This is a genomic window from Variovorax sp. OK212, from assembly GCF_900112425.1.
Lineage (GTDB): Bacteria > Pseudomonadota > Gammaproteobacteria > Burkholderiales > Burkholderiaceae_C > Variovorax.
Window position 1 is genome coordinate 271,738 of sequence record NZ_FOLP01000003.1, and the last position, 19,887, is coordinate 291,624.

Sequence of the window (19,887 nt, forward strand, 5' to 3'; positions counted from 1 at the left end):
AAAAAAGGATTATGGACTTTCAACTCAAGACCCTCACCGTCGCCCAGGCTGCAGCCGAGAAATCCGATGTCCTGATCGTGCTCGTCGGCAGCGCTGCCCTCACTGGAAAAGACCCGATTTCCGTGCTCGCCGCCAGCGCCCGCAAGGCCGGCGACCTGCCCGACAAGGCCGGCAAGCTGCTGTCGCTCTACCGTCCGGAAGACGTCGTCCCCGCGCGCGTGCTGCTCGCCGCCATCGGCGACGGCAAGCCCGCCTCGGTGCGCAGCGGCGTGATTGCCGCGGTTGGCGCCGCCAAGGCCCAGGCACCCAAGCGGGTGGTCGTGGTGTTCGCCCAGCCGGCGGACGCCGCCGCGGTGGCGGCCGCCGTCACGGCCTCGGCCGACGCCAGCTACGTCTACACGACCACCAAGTCGAAGGCCGAGCCGCGCAGCATCCGCAACCTGACGCTCGGCGTGGCCGATGCCGCGGCCGTCACCGGCGCCTTCGACACCGCCCGTGCCACCGTGCGGGGCATCGAGCTGGCCAAGGAGTGGGGCAACCGCCCGGCCAACCACGCCACGCCCACGCTGCTGGCCGAAGCCGCCAAGGGGTTGGCCAAGCTGGCGAACATCAAGTGCGAAGTGCTGGGGCCGAAGGAAGTCGAGAAGCTCGGCATGGGCGCATTCGCAGCCGTCGCGCAGGGCTCGGCCGAGCCGCTGCGCTTCATCGTGCTGCGCTATCACGGCGCGGCCAAGGACCAGGCGCCCGTGGTGCTGGTCGGCAAGGGCATCACCTTCGACACCGGCGGCGTCTCGCTCAAGCCGGCGGCCGAAATGGACGAGATGAAGTTCGACATGTGTGGCGCGGCCAGCGTGCTCGGCACCTTCCGCGCGCTTGGCGACATCCAGCCCGCCATCAATGTGATCGGCCTGATTCCCTCGTGCGAGAACATGAACGACGGCCGCGCGGTGAAGCCGGGCGACGTGGTCACCAGCATGAGCGGCCAGACCATCGAGGTGCTCAACACCGACGCCGAGGGCCGGCTCGTCCTGTGCGACGCGTTGACCTATGCGAAGCGTTTCGACCCCGCCGCCGTGATCGACATCGCCACCCTCACCGGCGCCTGCGTGGTGGCCCTGGGCGGCGTGCGCAGCGGCCTGTTCTCGAGCGACGAAACGCTGGCCGCCGCGCTGGAGTCGGCCGGCGAGGTCTCGCAAGACCGCTGCTGGCGCCTGCCGCTGGACGACGACTACGCCGAAGGCCTGAAGACCAACTTCGCCGACGTGGCCAACATCGCCGGGCGCGCCGGCGGTGCCATCACCGCGGCCAAGTTCCTGCAGCGCTTCACCAGCGAGTTCGCGTGGGCGCACCTCGACATCGCGGGCACGGCCTGGAAGAGCGGGGCGGCCAAGGGTTCCACGGGCCGGCCGGTGGGCCTGCTGGTGTCGTACCTGACGACCCGCGCGGGCGCCGCCGAGGCATCGGTCAAGGAGAAGGGGCTGAAGGCAGTCAAGACAGCCAAGGCAGCAAAGACAGCCAAGGCCGTCACGGTGCCAGCCACACCGAAGGCGCGGACCGCGAAGTGACAGAGATCGGCTTTCACTACAACGCCCCGGACAAGCTGAACTACGCCTGCCGGCTGGTTCGCAAGGCCGTGAATGCGCGCGGCCTGCGCGTGGTGGTCGTGGGCGATGCGCAAACGCTCGATGTGGTGGACGCCGCGCTCTGGCAGCTGTCGCCGGTGGACTTCGTTGCGCATTGCCGCGCCGACGCACCGGCGCATGTGGTGGCGCGATCGGCCGTGGTGCTGTCGGCCGAGGGCGCCGACGCGGCCTCGCTGCCGCACCGCGAAATGCTGGTGAACCTCGGCCTCGACGTGCCCGCGGGCTTCGAGCGCTACGAGCGCATGATCGACATCGTGAGCGACGAGGCCAACGACCGCCAGGTCGGCCGCTCGCGCTGGCGGCACTATGCCGACCGCGGCTACACCATCCAGCCCCACGACTTCGCAAAGAGTTCCTGACATGGCCAGCAACCTGCGCACGCCACCGCGGTTCGTCCCCACGCTGACGACCGTGCTCGAGGTTCCGCCGGAGCCCGCGGCCGTCGAGCCCGAGGCCGCATCGGCCATCCAGCCGGACCCCGCGAGCGCGATGGCATTGCCGCCGGCCATGCAGCTGTCGCAGGCCGAAATCGTCAGCCTCGAAGAGCAGCTTCTGCACCGCGTCTTGCAGCGCGTCGACCTGTCGCTGGAAGAGCGTTTGAGCGACACCGTGTCAGCTGCGATTCAGCATCAGCTCGACGCAATGGTGCCGCGTTTGCGCAATGAAATCGAAGCCGTTTTGCGCGCTTTGGTGATCGAGGCAATGGCCGCCGAACTCTCGGAAAACACAGGGTCTACGCCAGCTTCCGGCGTGTAAATCCTCGGCTAAACTGCGCCGCAGGTCGGAAGGGCGTGAGGGTGCCGCTGGTCCGCGGCGCGAAACTTGCGAGGTCTGCGCGCCCGGATCACACGACCGGTTTTTTATTGTTCTCATCCAAGTTCTGGAGGTTCCCATGCAATTGAAATGGACTGCGGTCGCACTGGCTGCAATCACGCTTGTGGCTTGCGGCAAGAAGGAAGAAGCTGCTGCTCCCGCTGCGGCGCCGGCGCCTACGGCTGCGGCCCCGGCTGCACCTGCACCCGCACCTGCCGGAGACACGCTGGTCGTCAAGATCGGCCATGTGGCACCCACCAGCGGCCCGATTGCCCACCTCGGCAAGGACAACGAGTTCGGCGCCAAGATGGCCATCGAGGACCTGAACGCCAAGGGCCTCAAGATCGGCGACAAGGTTGCCAAGTTCGAACTGGTTCCCGAAGACGATGCCGGTGATCCGAAGCAAGGCACCGCAGTCGCCCAGAAGCTCGTGGACGAAAAGGTCAACGGCGTGGTCGGTCACCTGAACTCGGGCACCACCATCCCCGCCTCGAAGCTGTACAGCGACGCCGGCATTCCGCAGATCTCGCCTTCGGCCACGAACCCGAAGTACACGCGTCAAGGCTTCAAGACCACGTTCCGCGTGGTGGCTGACGACACGCAACTCGGCGGCACGCTGGGCAAGTACGCAGTCGAAACGCTCAAGGGCAAGAACATTGCCGTGATCGACGACCGTACCGCCTACGGCCAAGGCGTTGCCGAGGAATTCGAGAAGGCTGCGAAGGCTGCCGGTGCCACCATCGTGGGCCACGAATTCACCACCGACAAGTCGACCGACTTCAACGCCATCCTGACCAAGCTGAAGGCTTCCAAGCCCGACGTGCTGTTCTTCGGCGGCATGGACGCCGTTGGCGGCCCGATGCTCAAGCAGGTCAAGCAACTCGGCATGAACGTCAAGTTCATGGGCGGCGACGGCCTGTGCACCGGCGAACTGCCGAAGCTGGCTGGCGATGCCATCGGCGAAGACATGGTGGTGTGCGCTGAAGCCGGCGGCGTGGACGGCGACTTCAAGCAGCCGCTGGAAGACTTCAAGGCCAGGTTCAAGACCAAGAACGGCGTCGAAGTGCAGATCTATGCACCGTACGTGTACGACGCGGTCAACGTGCTGGCCGAAGCCATGGTCAAGGCCGGTTCGTCCGACCCCGAGAAGTACCTGCCTGAAGTCGGCAAGGTGCAATACAAGGGCGTGACCGGCCCGATCGCCTTCGACGAAAAGGGCGACATCAAGAACGGTGCCCTGACGCTGTACACCTACAAGGGCGGTGCGCGTACACAGATCGCCGTGGTGCGCTGATCCGCTGATTCGCATCAGCCAAACAAAAAGGGCCTTCGGGCCCTTTTTTCATTTCTGCTCGGCAAGCGTCCTGGTGCGGTTCAGAGCGGCGCGAGGCCCGAGGGGCGGTTGGTGTTGCAGTACTCGATGAAGGCGTCGAGGTCGCGCGACTTGTCGAACACCGCGTCCGCGCCCAGCGCGGCGCAACGGGCCCGGATGTCGACGGTCACATAGTTGCTGAGCACTACCACGCGCTGCATGGGCGTGCGCGTCTTGCAGCCGGCAAGCACGCCAAGGCCGGAGCCTTCCTTGAGGAAGAGGTCGACGATCAGCAGTTGCCAGTCGTTGGGGTGGTCGGCGAGCCAGGCGAGCGCTTCGGTTTCGGTTTCAGCGAAGCCGACCACGCGGCCGTTGACGAGGTCCTCGAGTGCCGGGACCAGGTTGTCCCTGATGGTCTTGTTGTCCTCGACGAGGAACGTGATGAGGGCCATGCCGTGGTTTTGCTTTGAGAACCAATAGCGTAGCGTGCCTGACGCCGTCCCAGCGTAGGAGAAGGGATACGGACGCAGGGAGCAAGGCGCGCTGCCGTGCTCGGCTCGGCCTGGCTCAATCCTTCAGTCTTTCCCTTCGGCGCGGATCCTGGCCTTGAGCGTCTCGGCAAGTGCCTTGCTCTCGTCGAGCTCGGCGGTGACTTCAAGGCGTCTCTCGATCTCTTCGCTCAGGGCGGCATTGACCTCCGCGAGCTTCTCGGCGGACTTGGCCAGCTTTTCCTCGAGCTGGCTGGTGTGCTCGATGGCCTGCGCCACTTCGCCGACCTGCACTTCGTCGGGCAGTTCCTGCTCGAGCACGGTGTTCACGACAGCGAGGTTGTCCGAGGCGCGCTGCACGTCGGCGGCGACCTGTTCGCTCTTCTTCAGGGTGCTGTCCAGCGATGTCGTGCCGCGCGGCGAGGTTTGGGGTTGTCCGGCCATCGAGGCTCCTTTGCGGGCTAGAAACGAAAACGTCTGGATCGTACCGCCAGAGCCGGGCGTCCGGTGGCCGTTGTCCAGTGGTTGGAAAGCAACGCGTCGCGCTGCCCTCCAGATGACAAAAAAGCCCAAGCGCTTGTGGCGACTTGGGCTTCTTGCTATCTGCATGCTTGTTCGTGAACGGTTACGAACAATCAATCTCTGGCGGAGCAGGCGGGATTCGAACCCGCGGAGGGCTATTAACCCTCACACGCTTTCCAGGCGTGCGACTTAAACCGCTCATCCACCGCTCCGAGCCTGCGAGTATAGCAGTCAGTTCAGCTCGGATTCGAAGGTTTGCCGGCCTGGACCATGCGCATCGCCGATGCGATGAGCGCGGCGGTCTCGCTCATGTTGCTCGGCACGATCAGCGTGGTCTTGGAATCGGCCGCGACCTTGCCGTAGGCGTCGACGGCACGCTCGGCCACCTTGAGCTGCACGGCCTGCTCGCCGCCCGGCAGGCGGATGGCCGCGGCCACGCGTTCGATGGCGTCCGCCGTCGCGGTGGCCACCGCGGTGATGGCGGCGGCTTCACCCTGCGCGTTGTTGATCTGCGCCTGCTTCTCGCCTTCGGAGCGGGCAATGAAGGCCTCGCGTTCGCCGGTGGCTATGTTGATCTGCTCCTGGCGGCGGCCTTCCGAGGCCGCAATCAGCGCGCGCTTGCCGCGCTCGGCGGTGATCTGCGCCTGCATGGCCAGCAGGATTTCCTTCGGCGGTGTCAGGTCCTTGATTTCGTAGCGCAGCACCTTCACGCCCCAGTTGAGCGCCGCTTCGTCGATCGCGGCCACCACCTGCGCGTTGATCACGTCGCGTTCCTCAAAGGTCTTGTCGAGCTCGAGCTTGCCGATCACGCTGCGCAGCGAGGTCTGCGCGAGTTGCGTCACCGCCACGATGTAGTTCGACGAGCCGTAGCTCGCGCGCATCGGGTCGGTCACCTGGAAGTACAGGATGCCGTCGACCTGCAGCTGCGTGTTGTCGCGCGTGATGCAGATCTGGCTCGGCACGTCGAGCGGAATTTCTTTCAGGCTGTGCTTGTAGGCCACCCGGTCGATGAACGGGATCAGGAAGTTGGGGCCGGGCGTCATGGTGCCGTGGTACTTGCCCAGGCGCTCGCGCACCCAGGCGTTCTGCTGCGGCACGAACTTCACCGACTGGCTGATGAAGATGATCGCGATGACCAGGATGATGAGGGGGACCGAAAATTCCATGGTGCGCTTCCTTTTCTAAGTTCTCTGGATTCGTTGAGTTCTGCGGACTGACTAGACCTTGTCGACCACCAGCCGGCTGCCGACCACCTCGACCACGCGGTGTTCACCGGTCGATGGCGTGTGGCCCGCGCGCTGGATCACCGTCCATTGCGCCCCCCGGTAGCGCACGGTGGCCGTGCCGTCGGCGTTCCAGGCGTCGACGTGCACGCTCTCGCCGATGTCGAGGTTCACGTCGCGGTTGGCTTCGGTGGGCGGGGCGGGCGGGCGCTTGCGCTGGATCGAGTACCAGACCAGCACGGCCCCCACACCGATGAGGGCGGCCACGATCAGCTGCGTGACGGTGCCGAAGCCCAGGTGCGCGGAGATCGCTGCGGCCGCGAAGCCGGCGGCGAGCAGCAGCAGGTAGACCGTGCCCGAGAGCAACTCGACGACGATGGCCACTCCCGCAATCAGCCACCAGACGGTGGAATTCGCCATGACAACTCCTCTTTTCCTTGTTCGATGCGCGCCATTCTGATGCATGAAGCCCAAGCGCTTGTCCTGCGTAGGGGTACTGGCGCGAGGGAAGCGGCCTTGCCTGACGGGACCGAATGTCTTGCGCGAAGCTGACCAAATCCGTCATCCGAATTCCGTACACTTCGCGCCTCGCTCTTTTGCCCTGTCTTCCAGCCTGACCGTCGGAGCCCCGCTCATGAAATTTCGCTTTCCCATCGTCATCATCGACGAGGACTTCCGCTCCGAAAACACTTCGGGCCTCGGCATTCGCGCGCTCGCGCAGGCCTTCGAAAGCGAGGGCTTCGAGGTGCTGGGCGTCACGAGCTACGGCGATCTGAGCCAGTTCGCGCAGCAGCAAAGCCGCGCCAGCGCGTTCATCCTGTCGATCGACGACGAAGAGTTCACTGTCGGCCCCGACCTCGACCCGGCCGTGCTGAACCTGCGCAACTTCATCGGCGAAGTGCGTCGCAAGAACGCCGACGTGCCGATCTACATCTACGGCGAGACCAAGACCTCGCGCCACATCCCGAACGACATCCTGCGCGAACTGCATGGCTTCATCCACATGTTCGAGGACACCCCCGAATTCGTGGCGCGCCACATCATTCGCGAGGCCAAGAGCTATCTGGAAGGCGTGCAGCCCCCGTTCTTCAAGGCGCTGATCGACTACGCGGAAGACGGTTCGTACTCGTGGCACTGCCCGGGCCACTCCGGCGGCGTGGCGTTCCTGAAGAGCCCCGTGGGCCAGATGTTCCACCAGTTCTTCGGCGAGAACATGCTGCGCGCGGACGTCTGCAACGCGGTGGAAGAACTCGGCCAGCTGCTCGACCACACCGGTCCGGTGGCCGCCAGCGAACGCAATGCGGCGCGCATCTTCAATGCCGACCATTGCTTCTTCGTGACCAACGGCACCAGCACCAGCAACAAGATGGTGTGGCACCACACGGTGGCGCCGGGCGACGTGGTGGTGGTCGACCGAAACTGCCACAAGTCGATCCTGCACGCGATCATCATGACCGGCGCGATTCCGGTGTTCATGAAGCCCACGCGCAACCACTTCGGCATCATCGGCCCCATTCCGAAGAGCGAGTTCGAGCAGAGCGCCATCAAGGCCAAGATCAAGGCCAACCCGTTGCTGGCCGATATCGATCACGAGAAGGTCAAGCCGCGCGTGATGACGCTCACGCAGTCGACCTACGACGGCGTGATCTACAACACCGAGACCATCAAGAACATGCTCGACGGCTACGTCGACACGCTGCACTTCGATGAGGCCTGGCTGCCGCACGCGGCCTTCCACCCGTTCTACGGCGCGTACCACGCGATGGGCAAGCGCCGTGTGCGGCCCAAGGATTCGCTCGTGTTCGCCACGCAGTCCACCCACAAGCTGCTGGCCGGCATCAGCCAGGCCAGCCACGTGCTCGTGCAGGACTCGCAGAACCGCCAGCTCGACCGCGACCTCTTCAACGAGGCCTACCTGATGCACTCGTCGACCAGCCCGCAGTACGCGATCATCGCGAGCTGCGACGTGGCCGCCGCCATGATGGAGCCGCCCGGCGGCACCGCGCTGGTGGAAGAAAGCATCCTGGAAGCACTCGACTTCCGCCGCGCCATGCGCAAGGTGGAAGAGGAGTTCGGCAAGGACGAGTGGTGGTTCAAGGTCTGGGGCCCCGAGAAGCTCGTCGACGAAGGCATCGGCCGCGCCGAGGACTGGATCATGACGGGCGAGAAGGAGCCCTCCAAGCGCAAGACCAAGAAGTCGCCGCGCAACTGGCACGGCTTCGGCGACCTGGCCGACGGCTTCAACATGCTCGACCCGATCAAGTCGACCATCGTCACGCCCGGCCTCGACCTCGAAGGCAACTTCGCCGAGACCGGCATCCCGGCCAGCGTGGTGACCAAGTTCCTCGCCGAGCACGGCGTGATCGTGGAGAAGACCGGCCTGTACAGCTTCTTCATCATGTTCACCATCGGCATCACCAAGGGCCGCTGGAACACGCTGCTCACGGCGCTGCAGCAGTTCAAGGACGACTACGCGCGCAACCAGCCGATGTGGCGCATCCTGCCCGAGTTCTGCCAGCAGCATCCGGGCTACGAACGCCTGGGCCTGCGCGACCTGTGCCAGCACATCCACCAGCTGTACGCGCGCTACGACGTGGCCCGCCTCACCACCGAGATGTACCTGAGCGACCTGACGCCGGCCATGAAGCCGAGCGACGCGTTCGCCCATATCGCGCACCGCAAGACCGAGCGCGTGGAGATCGACGAGCTCGAAGGCCGCATCACCACCAGCCTGATCACGCCGTACCCGCCGGGCATTCCGCTGCTGATCCCGGGCGAAGTGTTCAACAAGAAGATCGTCGACTACCTCAAGTTCTCGCGAGAGTTCAACACGCAGTGCCCGGGCTTCGAGACCGACATCCACGGCCTGGTGGCGCGCGTCGACGAGACGGGCAAGAAGCGCTACTACGCGGACTGCGTCCGGGAAGCGAAGTAAGGGCCTGACAAGACCTGAGGTTGGGCGGCCCGGAAGACTTCCGCGGCCGGCCCGGCTTTCTAGCCTTCGCGCACCCGCATGAAGCGCGCGAAGCGCGGCAGGCCCTTGGCGGTGGTGCCGTTGTAGCGGTAGGTCACCCAGCTGCCGATGGCGGGCGGGTGCTCCCGCTCGGCGTCGGTCAGCCCGGTGCCGAGCTTGAAGCGCTTGCCGTCGGCCGTCTCGACCACCAGCGCGCCGAGCCGGGCGCTGTGCTTGCCCTTGCCGGGCACGTGCTCGATCACGCGGGCTTCGGCGTCTTCATAGGGCTTGACCTTCAGCAGGTCGCTGTTGCGTTCGCCCCGGTACTGGGAGCTGCCGCGGTGGAGCATCAACCCTTCGCCGCCCATCTTGACCGTCTTGTCGAGCAATGCCTGCAGCTCTTCGTGCGTGGTCGCGCGCTGCTGCGGCACCGGTACCACCCACGGCGCGTCGGTGATGGGCAGCAGCTTGCGCAGCGCGGCCAGCCGGGTGCTGAAGTCGCCGCCCTGGGCGGGCAGGTCGAACACCATGAAGCGCATCTCGTGCCACGCGACGTCGTTGGGCGTCTGGCTGCGCACGGTCGAGACCGCGTGCGCGAACCTGCCACGGCCCGCCCACAGTTCGCCGTCGAGCGGCTGCCGGGGCAGCGGGGCGGTGAACCATGCGGGCGCCACCACGCGCTCGCCGCCGCGCGTCCAGAGCTGCTTGCCGTCCCAGTAGCCGCGCACGCCGTCGTACTTCTCGCTGACCCAGTAGTCGTTCAGCGACATGCCCTGGCGGTAGACGTCGGCCAGCATGAGCGACGGCGCGGCCTCGCGCGCGAGCACGGCGGGCGCCGCGATCACGCCGAAAGCGGTCAGCAGGAGGGAGCGTCGGCTCAGCACGGTGCTATGAAATAAGTAGCGCGATACGACCGTCTGACGACCGTATCAAGCATTTGGGGCGTTCTCGGCAGCGTTACTCGGCCATCCCGCCGACGACGTTGCTGAAGCCGCCGTCGACGTAGGTGATCTCCGCCGTCACGCCGCTGGCCAGGTCGCTCAACAGGAATGCGGCCACGTTGCCGACTTCCTCGATCGTCACGTTGCGGCGGATCGGCGAGGCGTCGGCCACGGCGGCCAGCATCTTGCCGAAGCCCTTGATGCCGCTGGCGGCCAGCGTCTTGATCGGGCCGGCGCTGATGCCGTTCACGCGCATGCCCTTCGGGCCGAGCGACGCCGCCGTGTAGCGCACCGACGCTTCGAGCGAGGCCTTGGCCAGGCCCATGGTGTTGTAGTTGGGCAGCGCGCGCTCGGCGCCCAGGTAGGTCAGCGTGAGCAGCGCCGACTTGTCGTTCAGGTAGGGCAGGGCCGCCTTGGCCATGGCCGGGAAGCTGTAGGCGCTGATGTCGTGCGCGATCTTGAAGCCTTCGCGCGAGAGCCCGTCGAGGAAGTCGCCCGAGATCGACTCGCGCTGCGCGAAGCCGATGCTGTGCACGAAGCCGTCGAACTTGGGCCAGGTCTGCGAGAGATCGGCGAAGAGCTTGTCGATCTGCGCGTCGTCGCCCACGTCGCAGTCGAAAATCAGCTTCGAGCCGAAGTCTGCGGCATATTCGGTGATACGGTCCTTGAACCGCTCGCCGACATAGCTGAAGGCGAGCTCCGCGCCCTGTTCGTGACAGGCCTTGGCAATGCCATAAGCAATGGAGCGATTGCTCAACACACCGGTGATCAACAGTTTTTTGCCGGAAAGAAAGCCCATGAAGTTGCCTCGTGAAAATCTTGGGCAGAATTCTCGCATGCGGTTTCTCCGGGTCTGGTGGTTGATGGTGTGTGCGGTTCCCGCGTGGGCCGCGCATGGATATGCACTCTGGGACGACCTGAAGTACGCCCCGGGCTTCAAGGCCTTCGACTACGTGAACGTCGACGCGCCCAAGGGCGGCGAGCTGCGGCTGGTGAGCAACCTGCGGGTGTCCACCTTCGACAAGTACAACCCCTTCACCATCAAGGGCTCGGCGCCGGCCTACCTCGACAGCCTGCTGTTCGACACGCTGCTGACCGGCGCGATGGACGAGACCGGCTCCGGCTACGGCCTGCTGGCCGAGGACGTCACGGTGGCCGCGGACCGCCGCAGCGTCACCTTCCGCCTGCGGCCCGAGGCCCGGTTCCACAACGGCATGCCGGTCGAGGCGGCCGACGTGAAGCACAGCTACGACACGCTCATCGGCCCGTTCACCTCGCCGGGCTACAAGACGCTGCTGCAGGAGGTCGACGGCGCCGACGTGCTCGACGCGCGCACCATCCGCTTCCGCTTCAAGACCATCAACCGCGAGCTGCCGCTGATCGTGGGCAGCCTGCCGGTCTTCAGCCGGGCTTGGGGTGTGGAGAACGGCAAGGCCAAGCCCTTCGACCAGGTGGTGATGGACATCCCCATCGGCAGCGGCGCCTACAAGATCGGCCCGGTGCGTTTCGGCAAGGACATCACCTACGTGCGCGACCCCGCCTACTGGGGGCGCGACCTGCCAGTGAACCGCGGTTCGCACAACTTCGATCGCATCACCGTCAAGATCTACAAGGACAACACGGCGCGGCTCGAGGCCCTGAAGGCCGGCGAGTTCGACATGATGAGCTTCTACTCGGCCGGCGACTGGGCGCGCCGGGTGAACGGCAAGCGCTTCACCACGGGCGAGCTCGTCAAGCACGAGTTCGCGCACAAGAAGCCTTCGGGTTTCCAGAGCTTCGTGCTCAACAGCCGGCGCGACAAGCTCGGCGACCCGCGCGTGCGCGAGGCGCTGGGCCTGGCGCTCGACTACGAGTGGATGAACCGGCAGATGTTCTACAACGGCTACCCGCGCGTGACGGACCTGTTCGGCAACACCGACTGCGAGGCCCGGGGCCTGCCGTCGCCCGAGGAAAAGGCGCTGCTCGAACCCTGGCGCGGCAAGATCCCCGAAGCGAGCTTCGGCCCGATGTACGCCCCGCCCGTCACCGAGGGCGAGGGCCAGTCGCTGCGCAACAACCTGCGCCGCGCGCGCGACCTGCTCAAGCAGGCCGGCTGGGAGTATCGGGACGGCGCGCTGCGCAACGCCAAGGGCGAGGCCATGACGCTGGAGTACCTCGACAGCAAGGAAGGCGGCGTGCGCACGGTGTCGCCGTGGATCCGCAACCTCGAGAAGCTCGGCATTTCGCTGAACTTCGCCACGGTCGACTTCGCGCTCTACCAGGAGCGGCTCGACCGCTTCGAATTCGACATCACGACCATCAACTTTCCGGGCACCAACAACCCGGGCCAGCAACTGCTGGAGATCTTCGGCAGCAAGGCGGCCAAGACCGAAAGCTCGGGCAACTACATGGGTGTTTCGACGCCCGCGGTCGATGCGCTGCTCAAGGACATCGTCGACGCCGACACCAAGGCCGAGCTGATGCCGGCCTGCCGCGCGCTCGACCGCGTGATCATGCACAGCCACTACCTGATTCCCCAATGGACGCTGACCTCGCACCGCATCGTCTACGACGACTGGCGCCTGGCCTTCAAGTCGCCCATGCCGCCGTATTCCAACGGCGAAGACTGGGTCATGGGCACGTGGTGGGCCAAGCCGCCAAGCCAGAAATAGAAGAGAAGGAAACCGGCCGTGCTCTCCTATGTCCTCAAACGCCTCTTGCTGTTCATTCCGACCTTGCTTGGCGTACTGCTGGTGACCTTCCTCGTGATCCAGTTCGTGCCCGGCGGCCCGGTGGAGCAGTACCTGGCCGAAGCCAAGACGGCGGGGCGGGGCGGCGGTGGCGGCGGCTTCGAGTCCGGTGGCGGCAGCTACCGCGGCAACCAGGGCGTCGACCCCAAGCGGCTCGAGCAGATCAAGGCGCTGTACGGCTTCGACAAGCCGGCGCACGAGCGGCTGTTCCAGATGCTCGGCCAGTTCGCGCGCTTCGACCTGGGCAAGAGCTTCTTCCAGAACAAGGACGTCTGGACGCTGATCCTGGAGAAGCTGCCGGTTTCCATCAGCCTGGGCCTCTGGACCTTCTTCATCAGCTACGGCGTGGCCGTGCCCCTGGGCGTCGCGAAAGCGGTGAGGGCGGGCACGCGATTCGACCTGATCAGCACGCTGATCGTGCTCATCGGCTATGCCATTCCGGGCTTCGTGCTGGGCGTTGCGCTGCTGGTGGTGTTCGGCGGGCAGTTGCAGTGGTTTCCGTTGCGAGGACTGACCTCGGCCAACTGGGACGACCTGGGCTGGGGCGCGCGCATCGTCGACTACCTCTGGCACATCACGCTGCCCGTCACGGCCATGGTGCTCGGCAGTTTCGCGGTGACGGCCATGCTCACCAAGAACGCCTTTCTCGAGGAAATCCGCAAGCAGTACGTGCTGACGGCGCGGGCCAAGGGGCTGGGCGAGGGGCAGGTCTTGTGGAAGCACGTGTTCCGCAACGCGCTGATCCCGATCATCACGGGCTTGCCGTCGGCGTTCATCGGCGCGTTCTTCGCGGGCTCGTTGCTCATCGAGACGCTGTTCTCGCTCGACGGCCTCGGGTTGCTGGGCTACGAGAGCGTGATCCGGCGCGACTACCCGGTGGTGCTGGGCACGCTGTACCTCTTCACGCTGATCGGCCTGGTGACCAAGCTGATCTCCGATCTCTGCTACGTATGGGTGGACCCGCGTGTCAAATTCGACTGAGGGCGTCATGGGCAGCGCCGTTGCGGGCGGCATGGATGCCAAGGCCGCGGGGCAGGCAAAGACCGCACACATCTCGCCCGGCCGCCGCGCCTGGCTGCGCTTCAAGCGCAACCGGCTCGGTTTCTGGAGCCTGGTGATCTTCACCGTCCTGGTGGTGCTGAGCCTGTTCGCCGAGGTGCTCTCCACCGACAAGCCGCTGGTGCTGCGCTACGAAGGCCACACCTATTTCCCGGTGCTGCGCGACTACTCCGAGAAGACCTTCGGCGGCGACTTCGAAACACCGGCCGACTACCTCGATCCCTTCATTCGCGAGCGCATCACGCAGGGCGACAACTGGGCGGTCTACGCGCCCAACCCCTACGGCCCGAAAACGCTCAACTACTTCGCCAAGGCGCCCAGCCCGGCCGCGCCGACGGGTGACAACTTCTTCGGCACCGACGACCGCGGCCGCGACCTCCTGGCGCAACTGATCTATGGCTTCCGAGTGAGCGTGCTCTTCGGCCTTGCATTGACTGCCATCGGCACGGTGCTGGGCGTGGCGGCGGGCGCGGTGCAAGGCTACTTCGCAGGGAAGATCGACCTCGCGTTCCAGCGCTTCATCGAAATCTGGGGCTCCATGCCCGAGCTGTACCTGCTGATCATCTTCAGCGCGATCTTCGCGCCCAGCGTGGCGCTGCTGCTCATCCTGCTGAGCCTGTTCGGCTGGATGGGCCTGGCCGACTACGTGCGCGCCGAGTTCCTGCGCAACCGCCAGATGGACTACGTGCGCGCAGCGCGCGCCCTGGGCGTGAGCAACCTGCAGATCATGTGGCGCCACATCCTGCCCAACAGCATGGTGCCGGTCGTCACCTTCCTGCCGTTTCGCATGAGCGCGGCCATCCTGGCGCTGACCTCGCTCGACTTCCTGGGCCTGGGCGTGCCGCCGGGCACGCCGTCGCTCGGCGAACTGCTGAGCCAGGGCAAGGCCAACATCGACGCCTGGTGGATTTCCATTTCCACCTTCGGCGTGCTGGTCGTCACGCTGATGCTGCTGACCTTCATGGGTGACGCGCTGCGCGATGCACTCGATCCCCGCAAGGCAGACAAGTGATGAACGGCTCTCCCGCAAATCTCCCCTTGATCGACGTGAAGGGCCTGCGCGTCGCGTTCGGAGGCAAGGAGGTCGTGCACGGCATCGACTTCCAGATCGCCGCCGGCGAAAAGCTGGCGCTGGTCGGCGAGTCGGGCTCGGGCAAGACGGTCACGGCGCTGTCGCTGCTGCGGCTGGTGCAGAACGCCGACGTCACCGGCGTTGCAAGGCTTTTCGGCGGCGAACGCACGCAGGACGTGCGCGACCTGCTATCGATTCCGGAGCGCCAGCTGCGCGGCATCCGCGGCAAGGAGATCGCGATGATCTTCCAGGAGCCGATGACCGCGCTGAATGCGCTCTACACCGTGGGCGACCAGATCGCCGAGGTGCTCGAGCTGCACGAAGGGCTGTCGGCGCGTGCCGCACAGGCGGCCGCCGTGCAGCTGCTGGCCGACACGGGCATTCCGGAGCCGGCGCGGCGCGCGCAGGCGTTTCCGCACCAGCTCTCGGGCGGGCAGCGCCAGCGCGCCATGATCGCCATGGCGCTGGCCTGCAAGCCGCGCCTGCTGCTGGCCGACGAGCCGACCACGGCGCTCGACGTCACGGTGCGCGCGCAGATCCTCGACCTGCTGGCCGACCTGCAGCGCAAGCATGGCATGGCCGTACTGTTGATCACGCACGACCTGAACCTGGTGCGCCGCTTTGCCGACCGCGTGGCGGTCATGGAGAACGGCCACATCGTCGAACATGGCGCGGTGGCGCCGGTGTTCGACGCGCCGCGGCATCCCTACACCCGCAAGCTGATCGACAGCCACCCCGAGCGCGACGTGGCGGCCGTGCCGGCCAGCGGCGCGGCGCCGGTGCTCGAGGCCAAGGCGCTGCGCGTGATCTACCCGGTGCCCAAGCCCGGCATCGGCGGCTGGTTCCGCAAGGGCGAGTTCGTGGCGGTGCAGGGCGCGGATTTCCGCATTGCGCCGGGCGAGACGCTGGGCGTGGTCGGCGAATCGGGGTCGGGAAAGTCGACGCTCGCGCTGGCGGCGCTGGGGTTGTTGCGCTACCAGGGCGCGCTGAAGGTCACCGGGAAGGACTGGGCGGTCGATCGTGCGTCGGACCTGGGCCTGCGCCGCGTGATGCAGGTGGTGTTCCAGGACCCGTTCTCCTCGCTGTCGCCGCGCATGACGGTCGAGCAGATCGTGGGCGAAGGGCTGCGCGTGCATGCGCCGCAACTGGACGCCGAGGCGCGGCGGGCGCGTTCGCTCACGGCGCTGGCCGATGTCGGGCTGACCGAGGCGCAGTTTCCGTCGCTGCTCGACCGCTATCCGCACGAGTTTTCCGGCGGCCAGCGCCAGCGCCTGGCGATTGCGCGCGCGCTGATCGTCGATCCGCAACTGCTGGTGCTCGACGAGCCGACCAGCGCGCTCGACGTGACGATCCAGAAGCAGGTGCTGGCGCTGCTGCAGCGCCTGCAGCGCGAGCGGGGGCTGAGCTACCTGCTGATCACGCACGACGTCGAGGTGATCCGCGCCATGGCGCACCAGGTCATCGTGATGAAGGACGGGGCGATCCTCGAAAACGGGGCGGTGGAGCGCGTGCTCGACGCGCCCGAGCATCCCTATACAAAGAAGCTGGTGGCCGCCGCGCTGCCGGAATAAACGGAGTGTTCAAGCAATGTCGGAAATCGGACGCGACCGTCGCGGGGCGTGGCGCGCTGCGCTGGCCTGCATGGTCACCCTGTCGGTGGCCATGGGCTTGGGGCGCTTCGCCTTCACGCCCATGCTGCCTATCATGCTGCACGAGGGCAAGCTGGAGCTGGCGGCCGGCGGGTTGCTGGCGTCGCTCAACTACCTGGGTTATTTCCTGGGGGCGGTGAGCTGCGCGGCAATCAGCGTCAAGGCGTCGAGCATGGTGCGTGGCGGGCTTCTGGCCACGGCGGCGCTGCTGGTCGGCATGGGGCTGCTGCACAGCTTCACGAGCTGGGGCGTGCTGCGCACCGCGGCCGGCGTGATGAGCGCCTGGGTGTTCGTCTTCGCTTCGGGTTGGGGGCTGCGGCGGCTGGCCGAGACGAACGCGCCGGCGCTGGCGGGCGTGATCTACACGGGGCCGGGCATCGGCATCGCGATGACCGGGCTGCTGGGCGGCGCGCTGGGGCGCTGGGGTTCGGAGGCGGGGTGGATCGGGCTGGGCATCCTGGGGCTGGTGCTGATCGCTGTGATCTGGCGCGTGTTCGATGACGGCGAGAGGGCGCCGGCTGGCACTGCGGGTACAGCGGCGCCCGCGGCGGCGGCGCGTACCGCGGCATCGGCCGCGGACCGCAGCGACGCCCTCTGGCTGGTGGCGCTCTACGGCCTCGCAGGGTTTGGTTACATCATCACCGCGACTTTTCTGCCGGTGATCGCGCGGCAGGCGCTGCCGGGCTCGTCGTGGCCCGATTTCTTCTGGCCGCTGTTCGGCCTGGCCATCATTCCGGGGGCGCTGATCGGTGCTCGCGCGCCGACGCACTGGGACAACCGGCTGCTGCTGGCGGTGGCCTATGCACTGCAGGCACTGGGCGTGGTGTTTTCGGTGGCGTGGCCCACCATTGGCGGCTTTGCGCTCGGCAGCCTGCTGCTGGGCATGCCGTTCACGGCCATCACTCTTTTTGCGATGCGCGACGCGCGCCGGCTGCGCGGCAATGCCGCGGCGGGGCTGATCGGCTATGCGACGGCGTCGTACGGGGTGGGCCAGATCATCGGCCCGCTGTTTGCGGCGCCGCTGGCGCAGCGCACGGGTTCTTTTCAGGTGCCGCTGCTGGTCGCGGCAGCTGCTTTGGCGCTCGGAGCGGTATTGTTTGCGTGGGTCTGGTTCAAATCTCGCCGCTCAATCACCATTTGAGTGCTGAAGCCCCTTCATTTATTACACGAATAGCATATAATTCGAGGCTCACGACCAAACGGGCGGGTACCAACCGCCCGTTTTTTTTGGTCTATGCATTCTGAACATTCCAGCGATCTGGCGTCCGTGGCGGGCGGACGGCACAGGTCCCGTACTTAAAAGGCATCTTCGAACACGTGGCATTGCAGCAAATAGTTGAACAAACCGTGGCCGGTCTCGGCTATGACCTGGTCGAGATCGAGCGCTCGGCCGGGGGAACGCTGCGCGTGACGATTGATTTGCCCTGGACGGCCCCCACCTCCGAAGACTTGGCTGCCGGCGTTCCGGAGCCCTTCGTGACGGTCGAGGACTGCGAGAAGGTCACGCGCCAGTTGCAATTCGCGCTCGAAGTGGATGGTGTCGACTACAAGCGGCTCGAGGTGTCCTCGCCGGGTATCGACCGTCCGCTGCGCAATGAGCAGGATTTCGCGCGTTTCGTGGGGGCGGTGATCGACATCACGCTCAAGGCGCCCATGGGCGCGGCGGCGGCGGGCCAGGTGTCGGCCAATCGCAAGAAATTTCGCGGCACGCTGGAGCGGGCCGAGCAGCAGGGCGAGGAGGGCGGCGGCGCCCGAGGCTGGCAAATCGTCTGGAGCGATGCGCCCGAGCCCAAGCCCGGACAAAAAGTGAGCAAGAAGCGCGCGCCTGCACCGTTGCATGCGCTGGGCTTCGTTCTGGACGAGCTGCGCGACGCGCGGCTCGCACCCATTGTGGATTTCAAGGGCCGCAAGGCCAAAACCCAACCGGGTTTTTCGGATATTGACGACGGAACGCAGGTTCCGGACTGACCAGAGGAGTGGTGGCATGAATCGCGAAATGTTGATGTTGGTGGATGCGATCTCGCGCGAGAAGAACGTCGAACGTGACGTGGTCTTCGGCGCGGTCGAATCCGCACTGGCGCAAGCCACCAAGAAGCTCCACCAGGGCGACGTGGACATCCGCGTCTCGGTCGATCGCGACAGCGGTGACTACGAAACCTTCCGCCGCTGGCACGTCGTTCCGGACGAAGCCGGCCTGCAATTGCCCGACCAGGAAATCCTGCTTTTCGAAGCCAAGGAAGAAATGTCGGACATCGAGGTCGGCGAGTACATCGAGGAAGCGGTGGACTCTGTGCCGATCGGCCGCATCGGCGCCATGGCCGCCAAGCAGGTCATCCTGCAGAAGATCCGTGACGCCGAGCGCGAGATGCTGCTCAACGACTTCATGTCGCGCGGCGACAAGATCTTCGTGGGCACCGTCAAGCGCCTGGACAAGGGCGACATCATCGTCGAGGCCGGCCGCGTCGAAGGCCGCCTGCGCCGCAGCGAGATGATCGCCAAGGAAAACCTGCGCAATGGCGACCGCGTGCGCGCCATGATCATGGAGGTCGACCTGACGCTGCGCGGCGCGCCGATCATCCTGTCGCGCTCGGCCCCCGAATTCATGATCGAGCTGTTCCGCCAGGAAGTGCCCGAGATCGAACAGGGCCTGCTCGAAATCAAGAGCTGCGCCCGTGACCCGGGTTCGCGCGCCAAGATCGCCGTGCTCTCGCACGACAAGCGCGTCGACCCGATCGGCACCTGCGTCGGCGTGCGCGGCACCCGTGTCAACGCCGTGACCAACGAGCTCGCTGGCGAGCGCGTGGACATCGTGCTGTGGAGCGAAGACCCGGCCCAGTTCGTCATCGGCGCGCTGGCCCCGGCCAACGTGTCGTCGATCGTGGTGGACGAAGAAAAGCACGCCATGGACGTGGTGGTCGACGAGGAAAACCTCGCCATCGCCATCGGCCGCGGCGGCCAGAACGTGCGCCTGGCTTCCGACCTGACCGGTTGGAAGATCAACATCATGGATGCGAACGAGTCGGCGCAGAAGCAGGCCAGCGAAACCGATGCCAGCCGCAAGCTGTTCATGGAAAAGCTCGACGTCGACGAGGAAATCGCCGACATCCTGATCGCCGAAGGCTTCAACAGCCTCGAAGAAGTCGCCTATGTGCCGATCTCCGAAATGCTCGAGATCGAGGCGTTCGACGAAGACACCATCAACGAGCTGCGCGCCCGCGCCAAGGATGCGCTGTTGACCATGGAAATCGCCAAGGAAGAGGGCGTCGAGGCCCAGCCGCAAGTGTCGCAAGACCTGCACGACCTCGAAGGCCTGGACCCCGAGCTGATTCCCAAGCTGACCGAAGCGGGTGTGAACACCCGTGACGACCTTGCCGACCTCGCGGTCGATGAACTCACCGAGATCACCGGCCAGAGTGCCGATGACGCCAAAGCCCTCATCTTGAAAGCCCGCGAACATTGGTTCGCCGGCCAAGAGTGACGGTC

General features: G+C 65.9%; 18 protein-coding genes and 1 tRNA gene. 12 read left to right on the top strand and 7 right to left on the bottom strand.

Annotated features, from left to right (window positions below; translation table 11 throughout):
* Window positions 1-11: 11 nt before the first annotated feature.
* The 4 genes from BM004_RS11750 to BM004_RS11765 all read left to right on the top strand — a co-directional run bounded on the left by BM004_RS11750 (window position 12) and on the right by BM004_RS11765 (window position 3,750).
* Window positions 12-1,565 (top strand): leucyl aminopeptidase, encoded by a 1,554-nt coding sequence (locus BM004_RS11750; protein ID WP_093213434.1) that lies wholly within the window; start codon window positions 12-14, stop codon window positions 1,563-1,565.
* Window positions 1,562-2,002: a DNA polymerase III subunit chi gene (locus tag BM004_RS11755; RefSeq protein ID WP_093122278.1), complete on the top strand. Its 441-nt coding sequence runs from the start codon at window positions 1,562-1,564 to the stop codon at window positions 2,000-2,002. The genes BM004_RS11750 and BM004_RS11755 overlap by 4 nt, the downstream gene beginning before the upstream one ends.
* A 1-nt stretch (window position 2,003) precedes the next feature.
* A complete protein-coding gene (locus BM004_RS11760) occupies window positions 2,004-2,399 on the top strand; it encodes a hypothetical protein (protein WP_093213436.1) in 396 nt (131 codons plus the stop codon).
* A 136-nt stretch (window positions 2,400-2,535) separates the two neighbouring features.
* The gene (locus BM004_RS11765; protein ID WP_093122272.1) at window positions 2,536-3,750 is read left to right on the top strand and encodes a branched-chain amino acid ABC transporter substrate-binding protein; all 1,215 of its coding nucleotides are present in this window, start codon (window positions 2,536-2,538) and stop codon (window positions 3,748-3,750) included.
* Between the two features lie 80 nt (window positions 3,751-3,830).
* Here BM004_RS11765 and BM004_RS11770 read toward each other — a convergent pair whose 3' ends face one another.
* From BM004_RS11770 to BM004_RS11790, 5 genes are all read right to left on the bottom strand, one after another.
* The gene (locus BM004_RS11770; RefSeq protein WP_093122270.1) at window positions 3,831-4,220 is read right to left on the bottom strand and encodes a response regulator; all 390 of its coding nucleotides are present in this window, start codon (window positions 4,218-4,220) and stop codon (window positions 3,831-3,833) included.
* A 123-nt stretch (window positions 4,221-4,343) separates the two neighbouring features.
* The gene (locus BM004_RS11775) at window positions 4,344-4,700 is read right to left on the bottom strand and encodes a hypothetical protein (RefSeq protein WP_093213438.1); all 357 of its coding nucleotides are present in this window, start codon (window positions 4,698-4,700) and stop codon (window positions 4,344-4,346) included.
* 199 nt (window positions 4,701-4,899) lie between these two features.
* Window positions 4,900-4,990, bottom strand: a tRNA-Ser gene (locus BM004_RS11780).
* 24 nt (window positions 4,991-5,014) lie between these two features.
* Window positions 5,015-5,944, bottom strand: a complete 930-nt coding sequence (locus tag BM004_RS11785) for an SPFH domain-containing protein (protein WP_093122265.1) — start codon at window positions 5,942-5,944, stop codon at window positions 5,015-5,017.
* Window positions 5,945-5,995: 51 nt separating this feature from the next.
* Complete coding sequence (locus BM004_RS11790) at window positions 5,996-6,421, bottom strand: NfeD family protein (RefSeq protein ID WP_093213440.1); 426 nt, start codon at window positions 6,419-6,421, stop codon at window positions 5,996-5,998.
* A gap of 214 nt (window positions 6,422-6,635) precedes the next feature.
* Here BM004_RS11790 and BM004_RS11795 point away from each other — a divergent pair, with 214 nt between their 5' ends.
* Window positions 6,636-8,936 carry an arginine/lysine/ornithine decarboxylase gene (locus BM004_RS11795; protein WP_093122260.1) on the top strand — a complete coding sequence of 767 codons (2,301 nt, stop codon included), beginning with the start codon at window positions 6,636-6,638 and terminating at the stop codon, window positions 8,934-8,936.
* 59 nt (window positions 8,937-8,995) lie between these two features.
* Here the strand turns inward: BM004_RS11795 and BM004_RS11800 are convergent, their stop codons facing one another.
* The gene (locus tag BM004_RS11800) at window positions 8,996-9,838 is read right to left on the bottom strand and encodes a DNA ligase (protein ID WP_093213442.1); all 843 of its coding nucleotides are present in this window, start codon (window positions 9,836-9,838) and stop codon (window positions 8,996-8,998) included.
* Window positions 9,839-9,911: 73 nt separating this feature from the next.
* Window positions 9,912-10,694 (bottom strand): enoyl-ACP reductase FabI, encoded by a 783-nt coding sequence (gene fabI, locus BM004_RS11805; RefSeq protein ID WP_093122256.1) that lies wholly within the window; start codon window positions 10,692-10,694, stop codon window positions 9,912-9,914.
* Window positions 10,695-10,731: 37 nt separating this feature from the next.
* Here fabI and BM004_RS11810 point away from each other — a divergent pair, with 37 nt between their 5' ends.
* From BM004_RS11810 to nusA, 7 genes are all read left to right on the top strand, one after another.
* Window positions 10,732-12,546 (top strand): extracellular solute-binding protein, encoded by a 1,815-nt coding sequence (locus tag BM004_RS11810; protein WP_093122253.1) that lies wholly within the window; start codon window positions 10,732-10,734, stop codon window positions 12,544-12,546.
* Window positions 12,547-12,564: 18 nt separating this feature from the next.
* The gene (locus BM004_RS11815; RefSeq protein ID WP_093122250.1) at window positions 12,565-13,605 is read left to right on the top strand and encodes a microcin C ABC transporter permease YejB; all 1,041 of its coding nucleotides are present in this window, start codon (window positions 12,565-12,567) and stop codon (window positions 13,603-13,605) included.
* 31 nt (window positions 13,606-13,636) lie between these two features.
* Window positions 13,637-14,695 carry an ABC transporter permease gene (locus tag BM004_RS11820; protein WP_093214067.1) on the top strand — a complete coding sequence of 353 codons (1,059 nt, stop codon included), beginning with the start codon at window positions 13,637-13,639 and terminating at the stop codon, window positions 14,693-14,695.
* Complete coding sequence (locus BM004_RS11825; protein ID WP_093213444.1) at window positions 14,695-16,326, top strand: ABC transporter ATP-binding protein; 1,632 nt, start codon at window positions 14,695-14,697, stop codon at window positions 16,324-16,326. The genes BM004_RS11820 and BM004_RS11825 overlap by 1 nt, the downstream gene beginning before the upstream one ends.
* Window positions 16,327-16,342: 16 nt before the next feature.
* Window positions 16,343-17,545, top strand: coding sequence for a YbfB/YjiJ family MFS transporter (locus BM004_RS11830; protein WP_093213446.1), 1,203 nt, complete (start codon window positions 16,343-16,345; stop codon window positions 17,543-17,545).
* Between the two features lie 176 nt (window positions 17,546-17,721).
* Complete coding sequence (rimP, locus tag BM004_RS11835) at window positions 17,722-18,372, top strand: ribosome maturation factor RimP (RefSeq protein WP_093122243.1); 651 nt, start codon at window positions 17,722-17,724, stop codon at window positions 18,370-18,372.
* Between the two features lie 16 nt (window positions 18,373-18,388).
* A complete protein-coding gene (gene nusA, locus BM004_RS11840; RefSeq protein WP_093122241.1) occupies window positions 18,389-19,882 on the top strand; it encodes a transcription termination factor NusA in 1,494 nt (497 codons plus the stop codon).
* Window positions 19,883-19,887: the final 5 nt, after the last annotated feature.